This is a genomic window from Streptomyces griseocarneus (genome assembly GCF_014655595.1).
GTDB lineage: Bacteria > Actinomycetota > Actinomycetes > Streptomycetales > Streptomycetaceae > Streptomyces > Streptomyces griseocarneus.
In genome coordinates, this window is record NZ_BNBL01000006.1 from 415,965 (window position 1) to 434,267 (window position 18,303).

The 18,303-nt window shown below is 70.0% G+C and carries 21 protein-coding genes; 16 read left to right on the forward strand and 5 right to left on the reverse strand.

Annotated elements, in window-relative coordinates; translation table 11 throughout:
• Positions 1-29: 29 nt before the first annotated feature.
• The 9 genes from IE295_RS18420 to IE295_RS18460 all read left to right on the forward strand — a co-directional run bounded on the left by IE295_RS18420 (position 30) and on the right by IE295_RS18460 (position 9,717).
• A complete protein-coding gene (locus IE295_RS18420; RefSeq protein ID WP_190064751.1) occupies positions 30-1,262 on the forward strand; it encodes an amidohydrolase in 1,233 nt (410 codons plus the stop codon).
• A gap of 130 nt (positions 1,263-1,392) precedes the next feature.
• Positions 1,393-2,424 (forward strand): BMP family lipoprotein, encoded by a 1,032-nt coding sequence (locus IE295_RS18425; protein WP_190064752.1) that lies wholly within the window; start codon positions 1,393-1,395, stop codon positions 2,422-2,424.
• 248 nt (positions 2,425-2,672) lie between these two features.
• On the forward strand, positions 2,673-4,385 hold the full coding sequence (locus IE295_RS18430) for an ABC transporter ATP-binding protein (RefSeq protein ID WP_190064753.1): 1,713 nt from the start codon (positions 2,673-2,675) through the stop codon (positions 4,383-4,385).
• On the forward strand, positions 4,382-5,488 hold the full coding sequence (locus IE295_RS18435; RefSeq protein WP_190064754.1) for an ABC transporter permease: 1,107 nt from the start codon (positions 4,382-4,384) through the stop codon (positions 5,486-5,488). The genes IE295_RS18430 and IE295_RS18435 overlap by 4 nt, the downstream gene beginning before the upstream one ends.
• Positions 5,485-6,777: an ABC transporter permease gene (locus IE295_RS18440; protein ID WP_372478827.1), complete on the forward strand. Its 1,293-nt coding sequence runs from the start codon at positions 5,485-5,487 to the stop codon at positions 6,775-6,777. The genes IE295_RS18435 and IE295_RS18440 overlap by 4 nt, the downstream gene beginning before the upstream one ends.
• On the forward strand, positions 6,777-7,172 hold the full coding sequence (locus IE295_RS18445; RefSeq protein ID WP_190064755.1) for a cytidine deaminase: 396 nt from the start codon (positions 6,777-6,779) through the stop codon (positions 7,170-7,172). The genes IE295_RS18440 and IE295_RS18445 overlap by 1 nt, the downstream gene beginning before the upstream one ends.
• Before the next feature lie 95 nt (positions 7,173-7,267).
• Positions 7,268-8,551, forward strand: coding sequence for a thymidine phosphorylase (locus IE295_RS18450; RefSeq protein ID WP_190064756.1), 1,284 nt, complete (start codon positions 7,268-7,270; stop codon positions 8,549-8,551).
• A 228-nt stretch (positions 8,552-8,779) separates the two neighbouring features.
• Positions 8,780-9,349: a hypothetical protein gene (locus IE295_RS18455; RefSeq protein ID WP_224323112.1), complete on the forward strand. Its 570-nt coding sequence runs from the start codon at positions 8,780-8,782 to the stop codon at positions 9,347-9,349.
• Positions 9,346-9,717, forward strand: coding sequence for a peptidase inhibitor family I36 protein (locus tag IE295_RS18460; protein ID WP_190064757.1), 372 nt, complete (start codon positions 9,346-9,348; stop codon positions 9,715-9,717). Before IE295_RS18455 ends, IE295_RS18460 begins: the two co-directional genes overlap by 4 nt.
• Positions 9,718-9,844: 127 nt before the next feature.
• Here the strand turns inward: IE295_RS18460 and IE295_RS18465 are convergent, their stop codons facing one another.
• On the reverse strand, positions 9,845-10,525 hold the full coding sequence (locus IE295_RS18465; RefSeq protein WP_190064758.1) for a TetR/AcrR family transcriptional regulator: 681 nt from the start codon (positions 10,523-10,525) through the stop codon (positions 9,845-9,847).
• A gap of 151 nt (positions 10,526-10,676) precedes the next feature.
• Between IE295_RS18465 and IE295_RS18470 the strand changes: the two genes are divergently transcribed.
• From IE295_RS18470 to IE295_RS18490, 5 genes are all read left to right on the forward strand, one after another.
• On the forward strand, positions 10,677-11,195 hold the full coding sequence (locus IE295_RS18470; protein ID WP_190064759.1) for a hypothetical protein: 519 nt from the start codon (positions 10,677-10,679) through the stop codon (positions 11,193-11,195).
• A gap of 238 nt (positions 11,196-11,433) precedes the next feature.
• Positions 11,434-11,952, forward strand: a complete 519-nt coding sequence (locus tag IE295_RS18475) for a toxin-antitoxin system HicB family antitoxin (RefSeq protein WP_190064760.1) — start codon at positions 11,434-11,436, stop codon at positions 11,950-11,952.
• An 84-nt stretch (positions 11,953-12,036) separates the two neighbouring features.
• A complete protein-coding gene (locus IE295_RS18480) occupies positions 12,037-12,879 on the forward strand; it encodes a DUF4097 family beta strand repeat-containing protein (protein WP_190064761.1) in 843 nt (280 codons plus the stop codon).
• A gap of 75 nt (positions 12,880-12,954) precedes the next feature.
• Complete coding sequence (locus IE295_RS18485) at positions 12,955-13,947, forward strand: ATP-binding cassette domain-containing protein (RefSeq protein ID WP_224323113.1); 993 nt, start codon at positions 12,955-12,957, stop codon at positions 13,945-13,947.
• Positions 13,944-14,735 carry an ABC transporter permease gene (locus IE295_RS18490; protein ID WP_190064763.1) on the forward strand — a complete coding sequence of 264 codons (792 nt, stop codon included), beginning with the start codon at positions 13,944-13,946 and terminating at the stop codon, positions 14,733-14,735. Before IE295_RS18485 ends, IE295_RS18490 begins: the two co-directional genes overlap by 4 nt.
• Here the strand turns inward: IE295_RS18490 and IE295_RS34450 are convergent.
• Together IE295_RS34450 and IE295_RS18495 are read right to left on the reverse strand one after the other, a co-directional pair.
• A complete protein-coding gene (locus IE295_RS34450) occupies positions 14,716-15,183 on the reverse strand; it encodes a DUF6255 family natural product biosynthesis protein (RefSeq protein ID WP_224323114.1) in 468 nt (155 codons plus the stop codon). The genes IE295_RS18490 and IE295_RS34450 overlap by 20 nt on opposite strands.
• Complete coding sequence (locus IE295_RS18495) at positions 15,069-15,662, reverse strand: ATP-binding protein (RefSeq protein ID WP_190064764.1); 594 nt, start codon at positions 15,660-15,662, stop codon at positions 15,069-15,071. Before IE295_RS18495 ends, IE295_RS34450 begins: the two co-directional genes overlap by 115 nt.
• Positions 15,663-15,910: 248 nt before the next feature.
• Between IE295_RS18495 and IE295_RS18500 the strand changes: the two genes are divergently transcribed.
• Complete coding sequence (locus IE295_RS18500) at positions 15,911-16,789, forward strand: helix-turn-helix domain-containing protein (protein ID WP_190064765.1); 879 nt, start codon at positions 15,911-15,913, stop codon at positions 16,787-16,789.
• A 7-nt stretch (positions 16,790-16,796) separates the two neighbouring features.
• Entirely contained in the window at positions 16,797-16,985 is a 189-nt protein-coding gene (locus IE295_RS18505; RefSeq protein ID WP_190064766.1) for a DUF397 domain-containing protein, read from the forward strand.
• A 21-nt stretch (positions 16,986-17,006) separates the two neighbouring features.
• On the opposite strand, the gene IE295_RS18510 is transcribed toward IE295_RS18505, so the two are convergent.
• Together IE295_RS18510 and IE295_RS18515 are read right to left on the reverse strand one after the other, a co-directional pair.
• Positions 17,007-17,678: a class I SAM-dependent methyltransferase gene (locus tag IE295_RS18510; RefSeq protein WP_190064767.1), complete on the reverse strand. Its 672-nt coding sequence runs from the start codon at positions 17,676-17,678 to the stop codon at positions 17,007-17,009.
• Between the two features lie 155 nt (positions 17,679-17,833).
• The gene (locus tag IE295_RS18515) at positions 17,834-18,280 is read right to left on the reverse strand and encodes a glycine-rich domain-containing protein (RefSeq protein WP_190064768.1); all 447 of its coding nucleotides are present in this window, start codon (positions 18,278-18,280) and stop codon (positions 17,834-17,836) included.
• Positions 18,281-18,303: the final 23 nt, after the last annotated feature.

Genomic DNA, 18,303 nt, shown 5'->3' on the forward strand with positions numbered 1-18,303 from the left:
GCTCTACTCTTCGCAGGGTGAACCATCTGATGCCCTGCGAATCCGACTCCGAAACCGCCCGCGGCGAACTGCCCGGCGCGCTTCCCTCCGGGCTGCGCGAGGAACTCATCGACTTCCGCCGGGACTTGCACATGCACCCCGAGCTGGGCAACCGCGAGTTCCGCACCACCGCGGCGATCCGGGCGAGGCTCGAGAAGGCAGGCCTCAGACCGCGCACGCTCACCGGTGGCACCGGGCTCGTCTGCGACATCGGACGCGACGGCGCCGGGTACGCCGCCGCCTCCCGTCCCGTGCTCGCCCTGCGCGCGGATCTCGACGCGCTGCCCATCCCGGACACCAAGACCGTCGCCTACCGCTCGACGATCCCCAAGATGGCCCACGCCTGCGGCCACGACGTGCACACCACTGTCGTCCTGGGCGCCGGCCTGGTCCTGGCGGACCTGGCCGAAAAAGGACTGTTGCCCCACCCGGTCCGGCTGATCTTCCAGCCCGCCGAGGAGGTGCTGCCCGGCGGCGCCCTCGATGCCATCGAGTGCGGCGCGCTGGACGGCGTGGACCGGATCCTGGCCGTGCACTGCGACCCCAAGGTCGAGGTCGGCCGCATCGGGCTGCGGACCGGAGCGATCACCTCCGCCTGTGACCGCCTGGAGGTCACCCTGGCCGGCGCCGGCGGCCACACCGCCCGCCCGCACCTGACCACCGACCTGGTGACCGCCGCCGCCCGGGTGGCCACCGACGTGCCCGCCGTGCTCGCCCGGAGGGCCGACGCCCGTTCGGGTCTCTCCGTCACCTGGGGACGGCTGGAGACCGGACACGCCTGCAACGTCATCCCCCAGCACGCCGAGCTCGCCGGCACGGTCCGCTGCCTGGACCTGCGCACCTGGCGGGAGGCGCCCGACCTGGTGCACGCCGCCGTCGACGAGGTCGCCGGCCTGCACCGCGCCAAGTCGGAGATCAACTACATCCGCGGCGTGCCGCCCGTGGTCAACGACGCCGAGGCCACCGCACTGCTGCGCCGCGCCATGACCACCCGCCGGGGCCGGTACGCGGTGGAGGACACCGAGCAGAGCCTGGGCGGGGAGGACTTCTCCTGGTACCTCGAGCACGTTCCCGGCGCGATGGCACGGCTCGGTGTGCGCCCTGTGGGTGATTCGACCCTGCGTGATCTGCATTGCGGCGATTTCGACGTGGATGAGCAGGCGATCGAGGTCGGCGTGGAGCTGTTCACGGGCGCCGCGCTGCTCGATGGCAACCGTATGTAGGCAATCCGGTCAAGTCTGGTTAACGACGAATCGATAACGGCTTGCAGGCACCCCTTTTATCTGCATCTACGCGCGTTACGATTCCCGCGAACCAGCGCCAATGGAGGCGCTTCGAGTGAAGGGGCCCCTCGTGCGCCGGGTATCCACCATCGCTGTCGCGGGCATCAGCACCGCGGCTCTCGCATTCACTCTCACCGCCTGCGGTGAGTCCTCCACCGAGTCCGGTGACGCCAAGGGCAAGGGCGTCGGCCTTGCGTTCGACGTCGGCGGCCGTGACGACCACTCCTTCAACGAGTCCGCCGCCCGCGGCGTCGACAAGGCGGAGAAGGAGCTGGGCGTCAAGTCCAAGATGATGACCGCCAAGAACGGCGAGACCGAGGCGGACCGCGAGCAGCGCCTGTCCTCCCTCGCCGAGGCGGGCTACAACCCCGTCATCGGTGTCGGCTTCAACTACTCCAAGTCGATCGAGAAGGTCGCCAAGGAGTTCCCGAAGACCAGCTTCGCGGTCGTGGACTCGGTTGCCCCGGGCAAGAACATCGACAGCATCACCTTCGGTGAGCACGAGGGCTCCTACCTCGCCGGCGTCGCCGCCGCGCTGAAGTCCAAGAGCCACAAGGTCGGCTTCATCGGTGGCGTGAACAACGCCCTGATCCAGAAGTTCCAGGCCGGCTTCGAGCAGGGCGCGAAGGACACCGACTCCAAGATCGAGGTCACCTCGCAGTACCTGTACCCGAACAACGACAAGGGCTTCAACGACCCGGCGGCCGCCAAGGAGAAGGCCAAGGGCATGCTCGACTCGGGCGTCGACGTGATCTACACCGCGGCCGGCCTCTCCGGCAACGGCTCGATCGAGGCCATCTCCGGTCAGAAGGGCGCCTGGGCGATCGGCGTCGACTCCGACCAGTACCAGCAGCCCGGTCTGGACAAGTACAAGAGCTCGATCCTCACCTCCGTGGTGAAGAACGTGGACGTGGCGGTCTTCGACCTCATCAAGAGCGTCCAGGACGGCAAGCCGCTCACGGGCCCGCACGCCTACCTGCTCAAGGACGGCGGCGTGTCGCTGGCCACCTCCGGTGGTGCCATCGACGACATCAAGGACAAGATCGCGGACGCGAAGAAGAAGATCGCGGACGGCCAGGTCAAGGTCCGTACCACCCCGTGATCGCAGGCCGGTCCTGACCGGCCCGTAAGGACTGCGGGCCCGGCGGCGAAGGGAAACCTTCGCCGCCGGGCCCGTACATACGCGCCAACGCTACGCGCGTAGCACCCTATTGACGCGTGTAGCGTCGCCTCCGCCCAGCCGGACCCCTCCGTTACCCCGCACGGCCCAATCCGGCTCCCGCTCCCTTTCTCCGAGGAGAGTGCGCCATCAAAGCGTCCACCAAAGAGCCCAGCAGTACCGCCCCAGCGGTGGAACTCGCGGGTATCACCAAGCGGTTCCCCGGTGTCGTGGCCAACCACGACATCCACCTCACGGTCCGTCGCGGCACCGTCCACGCCCTGTGCGGCGAGAACGGCGCCGGCAAGTCGACCCTGATGAAGATCCTCTACGGCATGCAGAAGCCGGACGAGGGCACCATCACCCTGGACGGCGAGCAGGTCACCCTGCACACCCCCGCCGACGCCATCGCGCGCGGCATCGGCATGGTGCACCAGCACTTCATGCTCGCCGACAACCTCACCGTGCTCGAGAACGTCGTCCTCGGCGCCGAGAAGCTCCACGGCATCGGCAACAAGGCCCGCAAGAAGATCAAGGAGATCTCCGACGCGTACGGCCTGGGCGTGCGCCCCGACGTCCTCGTCGAGGACCTCGGTGTCGCCGACCGCCAGCGCGTGGAGATCCTCAAGGTCCTCTACCGGGGTGCCCGCACGCTGATCCTCGACGAGCCCACCGCCGTCCTGGTCCCCCAGGAGGTCGACGCGCTCTTCGACAACCTGCGCGAGCTCAAGTCCGAGGGCCTCACGGTCATCTTCATCTCGCACAAGCTCGGCGAGGTGCTCTCCGTCGCGGACGACATCACCGTCATCCGCCGCGGCACCACCGTCGGCACCGCGATCCCCAGCGAGACCACGCCCAAGCAGCTCGCCGAGCTGATGGTCGGCGAGGAGCTGCCCTCGCCGGAGACCCGTGAGTCCACGGTCACCGACGTGCCGATGCTCACCGTCGACGGCCTGCACCTGTCGGCCACCGACTCCGACGGCGTCGTCCGCGCGGTGCTCGACGGCATCACCTTCACCATCCACAAGGGCGAGGTCCTCGGCCTCGCGGGCGTGGAGGGCAACGGCCAGGCCGAGCTCGTCGAGGCCATCATGGGCATGCGCACGCCGGACGGCGGCGTCGTCACCCTCGACGGCGCCGACATCACCAAGGCGCCCACGCGCAAGCGCCGCGAGGACGGCATCGGGTACATCCCCGAGGACCGTCACCGCCACGGCCTGCTGCTCGAGGCCCCGCTGTGGGAGAACCGCATCCTCGGTCACGTCACCGAGAAGCCCAACAGCAAGCGCGGTCTCATCGACATCAAGGCCGCCCGCGCCGACACCGAGCGCATCGTGCGCGAGTACGACGTGCGCACCCCGGGCATCGAGGTCACCGCGGCCTCGCTCTCCGGCGGCAACCAGCAGAAGCTGATCGTCGGCCGCGAGATGAGCCACCTGCCCAAGCTGCTCATCGCCGCGCACCCCACCCGGGGCGTGGACGTCGGCGCGCAGGCGCAGATCTGGGACCAGATCCGCGAGGCGCGCCGCGAGGGCCTGGCCGTGCTGCTGATCTCCGCGGACCTGGACGAGCTGATCGGGCTCTCCGACACCCTGCGGGTGATGTTCCGCGGCCGTCTGGTCGCCGACGCCGACCCGGCCACGATCACTCCGGAGGAGCTGGGCTCGGCCATGACCGGTGCCGCGTCCGGCCACCTGGAGCACCAGGAGGACGCGGAGGGCGCCGAGGGCGCCGAGCCGTCGGAGCCGGACGCTCCGGCCGAGGGCGGGACGTCCGGGGACGACAAGCCCGACGCGGACGAGAAGCCCGACGCGGACGACGCCTCGGAGAAGAAGTCCGAGCCGAAGACCGACACCAAGTCCGACAAGAAGACCGACAAGAAGGAAGGCGGTGACGCGAAGTGAAGAAGTTCGACAAGAACAAGCTGATCCTGGGTCTGGCCGCCCCGGTTCTGGCGATCGTGGCCGCGCTGGTCATCACCTCGATCATCATCGCCGCCACCGGCCAGGATCCGTTGCACGCCTACGAGGTCATGGTCGACTTCGGGTCGAAGGCCGACAGCCAGGTCTGGATCATCAACAAGGCCACGCCGTACTACCTGTCCGCGCTGGCCGTGGCCATCGGCTTCCGGATGAACCTGTTCAACATCGGCGTCGACGGCCAGTACCGCATCGCGGCCTTCTTCGCCGCCGTCGTCGGCGGCGCGCTGACGCTCCCGGGCATCGTCCAGGTCCCGGTGATCATCATCGTGGCGATGATCGTCGGCGCGATCTGGGCCGGCATCGCCGGTCTGCTGAAGGTGACCCGCGGCGTCAACGAGGTCATCAGCACGATCATGCTGAACGCCATCGGCGCCTCGGTCATCGGCTACTTCCTCCAGGACGGCCGCCTCGCGGAGAAGGAGGGCAACCTGATCCACACGCCCTACCTGCCCGACTCCGCGCACTTCTTCGAGATCCCGACCACGCCCAAGCCCATCTACGGCTTCGTCGTGATCGCGGCCCTCGCGGGCGTCGCCTACTGGTTCGTGCTCAACCGCACCCGCTTCGGCTTCGACCTGCGCACCGTGGGCCGCTCCGAGTCCGCGGCCCAGGCCAGCGGCGTCAGCGTCAAGCGCATGGTGATCACCGCGATGGTGCTCTCCGGCGCCATGGCCGGCCTCGTCGGCATGCCGACCCTGCTCGGCGTGTCGTACAACTACGGCACCGACTTCCCCGTCGGCATCGGCTTCACCGGCATCGCCATCGCGCTGCTCGGCCGCAACAACCCCTTCGGCATGGCCCTCGCGGCCCTGCTCTGGGGCTTCCTGGAGCGCACCGGCACCCAGCTCGAGTTCGAGGGCTACGCCCAGGAGATCGTCGGCGTGATCCAGGGCGTCATCGTCCTGTGCGTCGTCATCGCCTACGAGATCGTGCGCCGGTACGGACTCAAGGTCCAGCAGCGCAAGGTCGGCGAGGAGCTCGCCGCCCAGGCCCGTAAGAGCGACAAGGCGGAGGTTTCCGCGTGAGCACCACCTTCACCGCCGCGCTCTCCGAGCGGCTGAGCGGCAAGAACAAGCCGGCCAACGGGAGGCGCAAGCTCTCCTACCCCGTCGTCCTGCTGATGATCGCGGGCGCGCTGCTGCTGCTGTCCGCGCTGCGGATCATCACCAGCGCCGAGGACCTCACCTCCTCCGGCCAGTGGAGCGGCGCCCTCGGCGCCGCCGTGCCGATCGGCCTCGCCGGCCTCGGCGGCCTGTGGGCCGAGCGGGCGGGCATCGTCAACATCGGCCTCGAGGGCATGATGATGCTCGGCACGTTCTGTGCCGGCTGGATCGGCTGGCAGCACGGCCCGTGGGCGGCCGCCCTGGCCGGCGTGATCGGCGGCGCCCTCGGCGGCGTCGTGCACGCCATCGCCACCGTCACCTTCAACGTCGACCACATCATCTCCGGTGTGGCGATCAACATCCTGGCGCTGGGCTTCACCCAGTACCTGGCCAAGATGTGGTTCGGCGCCGAAGGCAGCGCGGCGCAGCAGGCGGGCGGCAACGACAAGCAGTCGCCCGTCATGGAGAACATGGGCCACTTCTCGGTCCCCGGCCTGTCCGACTGGCTGCACTCGATCGAGAAGCACCACTGGTTCTTCGTCTCCGACGTCGCCGGCATCCTCGACGGCCTCGTCTCCGACGTGTCCTGGCTGACCATCGTCGCGGCGCTGCTGTTCGTCGGCACGTTCTTCGTGCTGTGGCGCTCCGCCTTCGGCCTGCGCCTGCGGTCCTGCGGCGAGAGCCCGGTGGCGGCCGAGTCCCTCGGCGTCAACGTCTACACGTACAAGTACGCGGCCGTGGTCGTCTCCGGCGCCCTCGCGGGCCTCGGCGGCGCGTTCCTGGCCATCGGCACGCACATGTACTCCGACGGTCAGACGGGTGGCCGCGGCTACATCGGTCTCGCCACGATGATCTTCGGTAACTGGCGTCCGGGCGGCGTCGCGATGGGCGCCGGCCTGTTCGGCTTCATGGACAGCCTCCAGCTGCGTTCGGGCGGCCCGACCGTCCACGCGCTGCTGCTGCTCGTCGCCGTGCTGCTGGTCGGCCTGGTGTTCTGGCAGGTGAAGAAGGGCAAGGGCAAGCAGGCGATCGCCAGCTCGGTCGTCGTCGCGGCCCTGGTCGCCTGGTACCTGCTCACCACGACCGTGCCGCTGGAGTTCGTCGACGCCACCCCGTACGTCGCGACCCTGCTGGTGCTCTCGCTCTCGGCGCAGCGCCTGCGGCCGCCGAAGGCGGACGGCCAGCCCTACCGGAAGGGACAGGGCAAGTAGTGAGTCCTTCCGTCGACTGGGAGGACCTGCGCGCGCAGGCCCGGGACGCCATGTCCCGGGCCTACGCCCCGTACTCCCGCTTTCCCGTCGGTGCCGCGGCCCTCGTCGACGACGGCCGCGTCGTCACCGGCTGCAACGTGGAGAACGCCGCCTACGGAGTCGCCCTGTGCGCCGAGTGCGGTCTGGTCTCGTCGCTCGTCGCCTCCGGCGGCGGGCGCCTCACCGCCTTCACCTGCTGCGACCTGCACGGCAACATCCTCATGCCGTGCGGCCGCTGCCGACAGCTGCTGTGGGAGCACGGCGGCCCGGAGCTGGCCGTGGACACCACCAAGGGCATCCGCCCGCTGGCGGAGCTGCTGCCGGACGCGTTTGGGCCCGCTGACCTGAATCGTTAAAGATGTTCCCAAGCGCCGGACGGGCTGATGTTTCAGCCCGTCCGGGTCACTTTCCGGCCCCGGGAAGACCTGAGGACTACGAACTTAAGGAAAATGTGCTGATGGACGCCATTTCCGTTATCCGCACCAAGCGTGACCGCGGCCGTCTGACCGACGAGCAGATCGACTGGATGATCGACGCGTACACGCGCGGTGAGGTCGCCGACGAGCAGATGTCCTCGCTCGCCATGGCCATCCTGCTCAACGGCATGGACCGGGCGGAGATCGCCCGCTGGACCGCCGCGATGATCAAGTCCGGCGAGCGCATGGACTTCTCCTCCCTGCCCGTCCCGACCGCGGACAAGCACTCCACCGGCGGCGTCGGCGACAAGATCACCCTGCCGCTGGCCCCGCTCGTCGCCGCCTGCGGCGCGGCCGTGCCCCAGCTCTCCGGCCGCGGCCTCGGCCACACCGGCGGCACCCTGGACAAGCTGGAGTCCATCCCCGGCTGGCGCGCGCTGCTCTCCAACGACGAGATGATGGACGTCCTGCGCAACGTCGGCTCCGTCATCTGCGCCGCCGGCGACGGCCTGGCCCCGGCCGACAAGAAGCTCTACGCGCTGCGCGACGTCACCGGCACCGTCGAGGCCATCCCGCTGATCGCCTCGTCCATCATGTCGAAGAAGATCGCCGAGGGTACGGGCTCGCTCGTCCTCGACGTGAAGGTCGGCTCCGGCGCGTTCATGAAGAACATCGCCGACGCCCGCGAGCTCGCCTCCACCATGGTCGGCCTCGGCACGGACCACGGCGTCAAGACCGTCGCCCTGCTCACCGACATGTCGACCCCGCTCGGCCTCACCGCGGGCAACGCCCTCGAGGTCCGCGAGTCGGTCGAGGTCCTGGCGGGCGGCGGCCCGGCGGACGTCGTCGAGCTGACCCTGGCCCTGGCCCGCGAGATGCTCGACGCGGCCGGCCTGAAGGACGCGGACCCGGCCAAGGCCCTCGCCGACGGCTCGGCCATGGACCACTGGCGCCGCATGATCCAGGCCCAGGGCGGCGACCCGGACGCGATCCTGCCGGTCGCCCGCGAGCAGCACGTGGTGACGGCCACCGCCTCCGGCGTCCTGACCGCGCTCGACGCCTACGCCGTCGGCGTCTCCGCCTGGCGCCTGGGCGCCGGCCGCGCCCGCAAGGAGGACCCGGTGCAGGCCGGCGCGGGCATCGAGATGCACGCCAAGCCCGGTGACACGGTCACGGCCGGCCAGCCGCTGATGACCCTGCACACCGACACCCCGGAGAAGTTCGACTACGCGCTGCAGGCCCTCGAGGGCGGCGTGGAGATCTCCCCGGCGGGCACGGCCTTCACGCCGAACCCGATCGTGCTGGACCGCATCGCGTAAGCGACGCCGTCCGCCGCACCGGAGCCCCCGCGCCTTCGCGCGGGGGCTCCGGTCGTTTCGGGGCGCCTTGATCACCTCTTCGGGGGACATGGCGCATGCCCGCGCGCGGTGTGGGGAGTGTGGCCGTGCCGAGACCGATCGCTGCCACCCGGGGGACGGCCCGCATGTGCCAAATCGCCACACACGCCGACGCGTTCACCGCTGCGCGGTGCGAGGTCTGATCCGCGGATGCGCCTTCCCGTACGGGCCGAAGGACCGCTGACCGGCCTCCCGCTCCTGACGGCCTGCCTCCTGAGGGCCAGCCTCCTGACGGTCTGCCTCCTGACCGGCTGCGCGGCCCCGGCGTCCCCGCCGGCCGACCCGGACGAGGTGATCAAGGCCGCCACCGGCCGCCTCACCGACGCCTGCCTGGCCCGTCAGGGCCTCACCCCGCAGCGCCCCGGGCAGAGCCCCGTCCCGGCCGCCGAGCAACGGCGCCTGACGGCCGCGCTCTTCGGCGCGGGTCCGGCCGAGCTGTCCGTCGCCCTGCCCACCGGCTACGTCGTACGCGCCCACACCGACGGCTGCCTGGCCGCCGCCCAGCAACGGCTCTACGGCGACCAGCGCCGCTGGTTCCACGCATCGGTGATCGTCAACAACCTCCGCCCCGAAGCCGCCCACACCCACAGCGGCCTCGCCGAAGTCCGCGCCCGCCATCATGCCGAGCTCGACGACTGGCGAGAGCTGCGCGCGCACGCCCTCGCCGAAGCCACCACCCTGCTCGCCGACCCCCCACCGACGGGAGACCCACGACCATGAAGCGCTTCACCGCCCTCCTCACGGCAGCCCTGATCTCCGCCGGCGCCGTCGCGGCCACCTCGGCCACCGCCCAGGCGGCCCCGTGCCGCAGCGGCTACTTCTGCGTCTGGACGCACGCCAACTTCGACGGCATGAAGATCGAGCACAGCGGCGACGACCGCTGGTGGGAGGGCAACATGAACAACCAGGACTCCTCATGGGCCAACCACGGCGTCTCCGGCCCGGGCGTCAAGGACCACGTCAAGGTGTACGACGGCCGCGAACTGACGGGCCGGGTGACCCTCTGCCTGGCGCCCGGCCAGGAGGTCGGCTACAACGGGGGCGCCAACGACAAGGGCGGCTCCCACACGTGGACCGCCCGCTGCTGAGCCCTCCACGCGCGGCGGGGCGGGACGCGGCCCGCCCCGCCGGCCGGGTCAGCGCCCGGCGAACCGGTCCACGAGGACCGCGAACCGGTCCACCAGGACCTCGAGCCGCCGCGACGCCTCCGCCCCTCTAGCCGTCGGCTCGGGCCGGGGTGGGGACGAGCCCGCGGAGGAGCGCCTGGAGGCCCTGCCGGTAGGCGTCATCGGGGGCGGCGTTGTAGTCGGCGGCGGGGGTGTCGAGGCGGCTGCGCAGGCGGGGGAAGCGCATGGCGACCTCGGTGGCCTTGGCGAGGGTCTCCTCGATCTGCTGCCGCGCATCGCCGCCGTCGCGACCGAGCCGCCTGGTCAGCGAGGCATTGGCGGAGGCGCCGAGGGCGTTGCCGAGGACGTAGGTGAAAACGGCGGCAGCGGCCCGGTCCGCATCGGCGCCGCTGAAGCCGGCCGCTTCGAAGACGGCGAGGCTGTGGTCGTCGTAGCGGGCCTTGCCCGGGCCGTAGAAGAGGTAGGAGCCGAATGCCTGCACGAGCCAAGGGTGCCGGACGAGCATGGCGTGCAGGCCGTCGGCCATCGCGGTGGCCGCCCCGTGCCAGTCGGCCGGGTCGAGCTCGGACAGCGGGATCTCGTCCCACACGTGGTCGCCGGCGAGCAGGACGAGGTTGTCCTTGTTCTTGACGTGCCAGTAGACGGCGGTGGCGGCGGCGCCGAGCCGCTTGCCCAGGCTCCGCATGTTCAGGCCCTCCAGGCCCTCCTCGTCGAGGAGCTCGACGGCGGTGCGGACGATCTGGTCGCGGGTGAGCGTGTCGCGTGGCATGTCCTCACGATAGGGCACCCCGAAGCCTTGTTTGAACTAAGTTCAAGAAACCACTTGCACTTAGTTCAAGTCCCGGGCTACCTTCCTCTTGTACTTAGTTCAAGTCGCCGCCGCACCACAGGGCGCGCGCTCCACGAGGGGGACCCCGACCGTGAATGCCTTCATCGCCGCCATGCAGCTGCTCGTCGCCGCCGCCTTCCTGAGCATTCCGCTGGTGCGCCACCGCTACGGCGCCACCGCCACGGCGGCCGCGCGCGCGGAGCTCGAGCGCCAGGGCGTGCGGACCACCGTGCTGGCGGAGAACGGGATGAGGTTCGACGCGGGCGGCCACGAGACCTGGGCGCCCGTCGCGATCGCCACGGTGGTCGCCGCGGCGGCCGGGCTCAACCTGGCCGGCGGCTCGTGGGCGGGGGCCGTGACCTGGAGCGTCCTGGGCCTCGTGCTCGCCATCAACTGCGTCATCCTCTACAGCAATCTGACCGCCGTGAAGTCGGTGGAGGCCGCCTTCGCCCGCAAGGGCGACCCCGAGCTCGCCCGCATCGACGTGGCCGCCCTCCTCAAGACGGCCGAGAGCGGCTTCCCCGCGTGGGTCTGGGTCCTTCAGAATGCCCGGCACGTCGTCGTCTTCGGGGCGTCGGCCCTCGCCCTGGCCTCGCTCGCCCTCGCGTGAGCCGCGCAGCGGAGCGGCCCCGGGCGAAGCCTGGCGCCACATGGCATCACCTGGCACCATCTGGCGCCAGGTGGTGCCATCCTTCGTTCTCGGTGGCGCACGGGTGGGCATGGCGCCACCATGACTCAGGTCGCTCTCTCCGCGTTTCCGCAGGTGGAAGGGGTTGTCCTTGAGTCTGCCCTGTACGAGACGCCACCCGGGCTTGCGCATGGCGCCACCGTGGTGCCATGATGGCGTCATGGACCTCACCCCGTATGTCGACACCCTCCGCCGTGAACTGGCGGTGGCCGCTGAAGCCGGAGGCGACGAAGCCCGCGAGCTGGCCGAGCGGCTCACCGCTCCTCTGGAGTCGGCGACCCGGCTGACCATGCTCAATGTGCTCTCCGCCGCGATGGACGAGATCACCCGTGAGCTCGCCCCCGGCTCGGTCGACGTACGGCTGCGCGGGCTGGACCCCGACTTCGTGGTGACGCTACCGCCCGCCGACGGCGGCCCCACGGTGTCGGCCGCGCCCACCGAACTGCTCAAGGCCCACGCGCCCGCCGACGGCGACGAGGGCGGCACCGCCCGCGTCAACCTGCGTCTGCCGGCCCACCTCAAGGCCCGCGCCGAGGAGGCCGCGAGCCGCGAGGGCCTGTCGGTCAACGCGTGGCTGGTGCGCGCCGTGTCGGCCGCGGTCGACGGCGGCACCCGGCCGCGTACGACGGAGAAGGCGCCCCGGACCGTCGGGCAGAGCATCACGGGCTGGGTGCGCTAGCCGCGGCCCCCGGCCCGCATCACTTCACCCACACCACGTCCCACCAGGGGGGACGTCCCAAAGACTCAAGAGGACGGGACAGCCATGCCTTCTTTCGACACTCCCGAACCGATCTCGGCCACGGCGCACGTGGAGGCCGGTTCCATCCAGTTCATCGCGAGCGACCGCCGTGACACCGTCGTCGAGGTGCGGCCCCGTGACCCGAAGAAGGACCGGGACGTGCGGACGGCCGGCCAGACCGAGGTCACGTACGCGAGCGGTGCCCTGACCGTCAGGACGCCCAAGTCCAACCCGTTCGGCCGTACCGGCATCGTCGATGTGACGGTCGAACTGCCCACGGGATCCAGCGTCGACATGACCGGCGCCTGGACCCAGGTGCTCGGCGAGGGACTGCTCGGCGAGACCCGCGTGAAGACCTCGTCCGGCGACGTCCGCCTCGACACGACCGGCCCGCTGAAGCTGACCGCCTCCCACGGCTCGATCACCGTGGACCGGGTCGAGGGCACGGCCGAGATCACCACCAGCTCCGGCAGCCTGCGCGTCGGCCTCGTCGACGGCCCCGCCGTCCTGAAGAACTCGCACGGCACCACGACCATCGGCGCCGCGACCGGGGAGCTGCGGGTGCGCGGCGCCAACGGCGACATCGAGATCCGGCGCGCCGAGGCCTCGGTCACCGCCACCACAGCCCACGGCACCCTGCGCGTGGGTGAAGTGGCCCGCGGCACGGTCCAGCTGGAGACCTCCTACGGCGCCATCGAGGTCGGCATCCGCGAGGGCACCGCCGCCTGGCTCGACGTCAGCTCGGGCTCCGGCCAGGTGCGCAACGCGCTCACCGCGTCCGAGGCGCCGGAGAAGGCCGAGGACACCGTCGAGGTCCGCGCCCGCACCCGGTACGGCAACATCGACATCCTCCGCGCCAAGGCCTGAGCACCACACCCTCAGCCGGCCCCGCTTCCCACTCACTTCAGCCTTCGAACGGAGGGCTCCATGCCTTCTTTTGTCATGCCCACGTCCAGGCAGGGTGACGGTCACCCGTCGCCGGCCGCCATCTCCGCCGTCGGGCTGCGCAAGTCCTACGGCGACAAGACCGTCCTCGACGGCATAGATCTGCGCATCCCGGCCGGCTCGGTGTTCGCGCTGCTCGGCCCGAACGGTGCCGGCAAGACCACCGTCGTGAAGATCCTCTCCACGCTCATCACCGCTGACGGCGGGCAGGCCCAGGTCGCGGGCCACGACCTCGCCACCTCACCGGACGGGGTGCGTGCCGCGATCGGTGTCACCGGACAGTTCTCCGCTGTCGACGGTCTGATCACCGGTGAGGAGAACATGCTTCTGATGGCGGATCTGCATCATCTGCCCCGGCGTGAGGGGCGGCGGGTGGCGGCCGAGCTGCTGGAGCGCTTCGACCTGGTGGGGGCGGCGAAGAAGCCTGCTTCTACTTACTCGGGCGGTATGAAGCGGCGTCTGGATATTGCCATGACGCTGGTCGGCAGTCCGCGGGTCATCTTCCTGGACGAGCCGACGACGGGTCTGGATCCGCGTTCCCGGCACAACATGTGGCAGATCATCCGAGAGCTGGTCACGGGCGGGGTGACGGTCTTCCTCACGACCCAGTATCTGGAGGAGGCCGATGAGCTGGCCGACCGTATTGCGGTGCTGAACGACGGGAAGATCGCTGCTGAGGGTACTGCGGGGGAGCTGAAGCGGCTCATCCCCGGCGGGCATGTGCGGCTGCGCTTCTCCGACCCCGCCGCGTATCAGGGCGCGGCCGTGGCGTTGCGCGAGGTGAGCCGGGATGACGAGGCGCTGGCGCTGCAGATCCCCAGCGACGGCAGTCAGCGTGAGCTGCGCTCCCTTCTCGACTGGCTGGACGCGGCCGGTATCGAGGCGGATGAGCTGAGCGTGCACACCCCCGACCTCGACGACGTCTTCTTCGCCCTCACCAGCACCAGCCAGACCAACCAGCCGAACCAGCCCAAGGAGGCTGTCCGATGAGCTCCCTCTCCTTCGCCGCGCGCGACGCCTCCACGATGCTGCGCCGCAATCTCCTGCATGCGCGCCGCTACCCCTCGCTCACTCTGAATCTGCTGCTGACCCCGGTCATGCTGTTGCTGCTCTTCGTCTATGTCTTCGGTGACGTGATGAGCGCGGGCATCGGCGGCTCCGGCGCCGACCGCTCCGACTACATCGCCTATCTGGTGCCGGGCATCTTGCTGATGACTATCGGCGGCACTGTGGTCGGCACCGCGGTGTCCGTCTCGAACGACATGACCGAGGGCATCATTGCCCGCTTCCGCACGATGGCCATCCACCGCGGCTCGGTACTCATCGGGCACGTCATTGGCAGCGTGCTGCAGTCGGTCGCCAGCGTGGTCCTGGTGGGTGCGGTAGCGGTGGCCATCGGCTTCCGCTCCACGGATGCGACCGCCCTGGAGTGGCTGGCGGCGTTCGGGCTGCTCGTCCTCTTCGCTCTGGCGCTCACCTGGATCGCGGTCGGCATGGGCCTGATCAGCCCGAACGCCGAGGCTGCCAGCAACAACGCACTGCCGATGATCCTCCTTCCGCTCCTGTCCAGCGCGTTCGTCCCCATCGACGCGATGCCGGGCTGGTTCCAGCCGGTTGCCGAGTACCAGCCGTTCACCCCGGCGATTGAGACCCTGCGCGGGCTGCTGCTCGGCACCGAGATAGGCCACAACGGCTGGCTCGCCGTCGCCTGGTGCCTGGGCCTCGCGGTGCTCGGCTACTTCTGGTCGGCCTCGAAGTTCAACCACGACCCGAAGTAACCACCACGGCAATGCGGGCCCCCGTAGGCGGCGCACCCGACACCACGTCGGCGTACGCCGCCCCGCCGCGCAGCGGAGCGGCCCCGGGCGAAGCCCGGCACTCCGCCTCCGTACGCCCCCACCGGGCCCCACGCGGCAAACGGAACGCGACGTAACTCGCCGCACGCCGATCCGCCACCCGCCGAGCGACAGGACTCGGCGTCACGGCTTCCGCCAGCCCCGGCGGCCGCAACGCCCCGTAGTCCGCGAACCGCCGCGTACCGCACCGGCCACAGCGCCACACGCCGTCCCCGGTCTGCGTCCACCCCGCGAGATGCGGGCACTGTGCGACGCTCACGACGCGTGCACCTCCCGCATGTGCTGCCGCACCGCGACCGTCGCCTGAACCGCCTGCTGCATGCCACCGCCGTCGACCGCTCGCCGCTGCGCGGCCAGTAGCTCCGCACACTCGGCGCACCCGCCGGCCGTCGGGCCCTTCCCTTCGCTCGACCAGCACACCCGGGCGGTCCGATCCGTCGGCACACCCAGCACGAACCACGTCGCCTTCCCCGGCCCTGGCCCGTGCGCGCAGACGCCCCACGCGTCGGCCCCGTGCTCGATCAGCATCAGCCCCCGCCCCGACTCGTCCTCGTCCGCCTCCACGTGCCCCCGTACGGGCAGCCCCGCCGCGCCGTCGTGCACGAGCACCCGCAGGTGCCCCGGCCCGGTCCACTCCGCGACGAGGGTGACCGGCGTCGTGCAGCCTTTCGCCTGGCAGGCGTTGACCGCGTTGGTGACGGCCTCCGAGGTGAGGGTCACGGCGGTATCGGCGAGATCGCTCCGCCGCGCCGCCGTCAGCAGAGTCCGTACCGCTTCGCGCGCGGCGCGCACCCATGCGGGGTGAGGTGGGAAGACGAATGAGCAGTCGGGGCCTGGGTGGGTGTCCATGGCGGGTCTCCTGGGAGGGCGCGAAGCGCCCATACGGCTTGCGGTGGCGTTGCCCGTCCCAACTTCCCTTGCGACAGGTGCACTTCCACGAGCCATCTGGTGGATGAGTGGCACCGACCGTAGGGAAACGCGTTTCCTCTGGCAACGGTTTCCGGGATTGTTGCCACGTGTGGGTGAGGCGGCGCTCTATGAATGGACCGTTCCGACCGGGCCTCGGCAGACTGCCACCACCTAGGAGGAGGTCATGCATGGCGCCCAGGCGACACCCCAGTGAACGACAGCGACGACTCGGGGCCGAGCTCCGCAAGCTGCGCACGCGCGCGGGGATTTCAGGCGATCAGGCTGCGGTATTGCTGGAGGCGGACCGGGCGCGCATCAGCAACATCGAAGCAGGACGCATCGACGTATCCAGGAACCGGCTCTACATGTTGTTGCGAGAGTACGGTTGCCCGCCGGGGACGCTGTTCGACGGGCTCATGGAGATGGCCCAGGGTTCGGGCAAGGGCTGGTGGTGCGAGTACGAGGGCGTTCTGGCACGCAGGGCGCTCGATCTCGCCGAGCTGGAATCGCGGGTGACCAGCATTCGCGTCCATGACTCGTTGAACATCCCAGGCATGCTGCAGACCGAGGAATATGCCCGTGCTGCGATGGCGAGCATCGAAGGGAACCACGAGAACCTGGACAAGTGGGTGCGCTTCAGGATGGAGCGGCAGCGTGTCTTGGCCGGACTCCAGCGGTACCACGCGGTCATCTGCGAGTCGGCACTCCGTACGTGTGTCGGCAGCGCCGAGACCATGCGCAAGCAACTTCTCAAGCTGATCGAGGTCGCTCGACTGCCTCATGTGACGGTGCAGATCTTCCCGTTCGAAATGGGTCCGTATTCTGCCTACAGTCGGTCCTTCATCATCATGGACAGTCACACCCCCGAGCTGAGCACCCTCTATCGGGAGTACCCGATCAGCGCGGACTTCATCGGGGATGGCCACCGAATCGCCGAATACGCCAGAATGTTTGAGCGATTGGCTTCCATGGCCCTCGCCCCCGTCGACCCGGCGGCCGCTCCCGAGGCCCACGAGGCCCGGGACTCGCTGAGTCTGCTCCAGCATGCCTTGCACGAATTGCGATAGGAGCGACATGTCTCGTCTTAACTGGGTCAAGTCCTCGTACAGTTCCGGACCGGACGGCGAGTGCGTCGAAATCGCCCCAGCGCCCGGCGGTCTCATACGCCTCCGCGAGAGCGACCACCCCGTCGACGTCATCACCACCACGCCCACCACCTGGGCCACACTCCTGCGCACCCTCAAGGCCGGCAACCTGGGGTGACTGGCGCCGCCCTCCCGGCGCTCAGGCAGCCTCGGCGCGTACGAGCAGGGTGCCCAGCGGCTCGTTGCCGGGCGGGGGCACGATGCGTGCGTCGACGTCTGTAAAACCGTTCCGTTTGAGCAGGTCGGCCCACACGCCGGGGGCGTACTGCCAGCGCAGGACGGTCAGCTCCCGCTCGCGGCCTTCCAGCCACTTTCCGCGCATCTGCTGGGGCCCGTAGGTGCCTGGTCCGGGCTCGGCGTGACTGAAGACGAAGACGCCGCCCGGCACGAGGCGCTTGGCGACGAGAGGGAGGAGGAATTCGGGGTCGGTGAACCAGGCCGCGCCCCACATCGAGTAGATCGCGTCGTACTCGGTGGTGTCGCGGCTGAGGAACTCGCACACGTCCGCGTGGACGAACCGCACACCGGGGACGTCGGACCACCAGCGGCGGGCGCGTTCGATCTGGAAGGCCGAGAAGTCGACCGCGGTCACCTGGATGCCGAGGCGGGCCAGATGCACGGCGTCGGTACCTTCGCCGGGCCCGAGCTCAAGCGCGTGCCGCGGGGCGCCGAGGACTTCCGGGCCGGGGCCGTGGCCGGGGAACTGGGTCCACTCGAACCGGTCCGTCGTGGGGGCCGGCTGCTCGCCCTCCGCCCGGTACGGCTTGTACAGGTCCCAGTATTCGGCGGAGGTGAGGGGCGGGCGGGGCATGGGGCTCCTCGGGGTGACGGTGGGCCACGTGCGCTCGTCACCGTACCGTCGCCCACAAGCCCCGGGGACCCGATGGCGGAACCCTGCCCGGTTCGGCCTATGCGTGGGCCCGAGGCCGCTCACAGCGTCCCCGGGCCTGACCGTGTCGATTCGCTTCAGTGGCAGTTTGTCCCCGGAGCGCACGGCCCGCACTTGGCGTAGTCGGCTTCCCAGAGCTTCCAGTCCACCTTGAAGCCGTTGTTCGCGATGATCCGTGCGGTGCGCTCCACCGAGCCGTCGTACTTGAAGGCGATCTCGGGGATGTGTTCCAGGAATCGGCCCTGGAAGTGCTCGGCGCAGAACTCGCGGTAGTTACGGGTGTCGAGGATGAAGGTGTGGACGGCGATGTCCACGATGCGGCCGCAGCACATCTCCAGCTGCTGCCCCCACTTCTCCATAGCCGTGATCAGGTAGGACACGGCCGCACCGAACAGCCGGCTTGCGTACACCTCGTCGAATGGGTAGTCCCGCATGAGCAGCGCGATCTCCCGCTCCCACACCTCCGGCTCGACGAAGTCCCGGGGCTCGCGGACCGTCGGCCGGGTCTCGACTGCTGTCGCCATGCTGGTCTCCCTACTGTCGGTGC

Coding starts and splice junctions, on each gene's coding strand:
- IE295_RS18420 (WP_190064751.1), top strand. CDS start 30: ATGCCCTGCGAATCCGACTCCGAAACCGCCCGCGGCGAACTGCCCGGC.
- IE295_RS18455 (WP_224323112.1), top strand. CDS start 8,780: ATGCGCCTTCCCGTACGGGCCGAAGGACCGCTGACCGGCCTCCCGCTC.
- IE295_RS18460 (WP_190064757.1), top strand. CDS start 9,346: ATGAAGCGCTTCACCGCCCTCCTCACGGCAGCCCTGATCTCCGCCGGC.
- IE295_RS18465 (WP_190064758.1), bottom strand. CDS start 10,525: ATGCCACGCGACACGCTCACCCGCGACCAGATCGTCCGCACCGCCGTC.
- IE295_RS18475 (WP_190064760.1), top strand. CDS start 11,434: ATGGACCTCACCCCGTATGTCGACACCCTCCGCCGTGAACTGGCGGTG.
- IE295_RS18480 (WP_190064761.1), top strand. CDS start 12,037: ATGCCTTCTTTCGACACTCCCGAACCGATCTCGGCCACGGCGCACGTG.
- IE295_RS18485 (WP_224323113.1), top strand. CDS start 12,955: ATGCCCACGTCCAGGCAGGGTGACGGTCACCCGTCGCCGGCCGCCATC.
- IE295_RS18490 (WP_190064763.1), top strand. CDS start 13,944: ATGAGCTCCCTCTCCTTCGCCGCGCGCGACGCCTCCACGATGCTGCGC.
- IE295_RS18495 (WP_190064764.1), bottom strand. CDS start 15,662: ATGGACACCCACCCAGGCCCCGACTGCTCATTCGTCTTCCCACCTCAC.
- IE295_RS18500 (WP_190064765.1), top strand. CDS start 15,911: ATGGCGCCCAGGCGACACCCCAGTGAACGACAGCGACGACTCGGGGCC.
- IE295_RS18505 (WP_190064766.1), top strand. CDS start 16,797: ATGTCTCGTCTTAACTGGGTCAAGTCCTCGTACAGTTCCGGACCGGAC.
- IE295_RS18510 (WP_190064767.1), bottom strand. CDS start 17,678: ATGCCCCGCCCGCCCCTCACCTCCGCCGAATACTGGGACCTGTACAAG.
- IE295_RS18515 (WP_190064768.1), bottom strand. CDS start 18,280: ATGGCGACAGCAGTCGAGACCCGGCCGACGGTCCGCGAGCCCCGGGAC.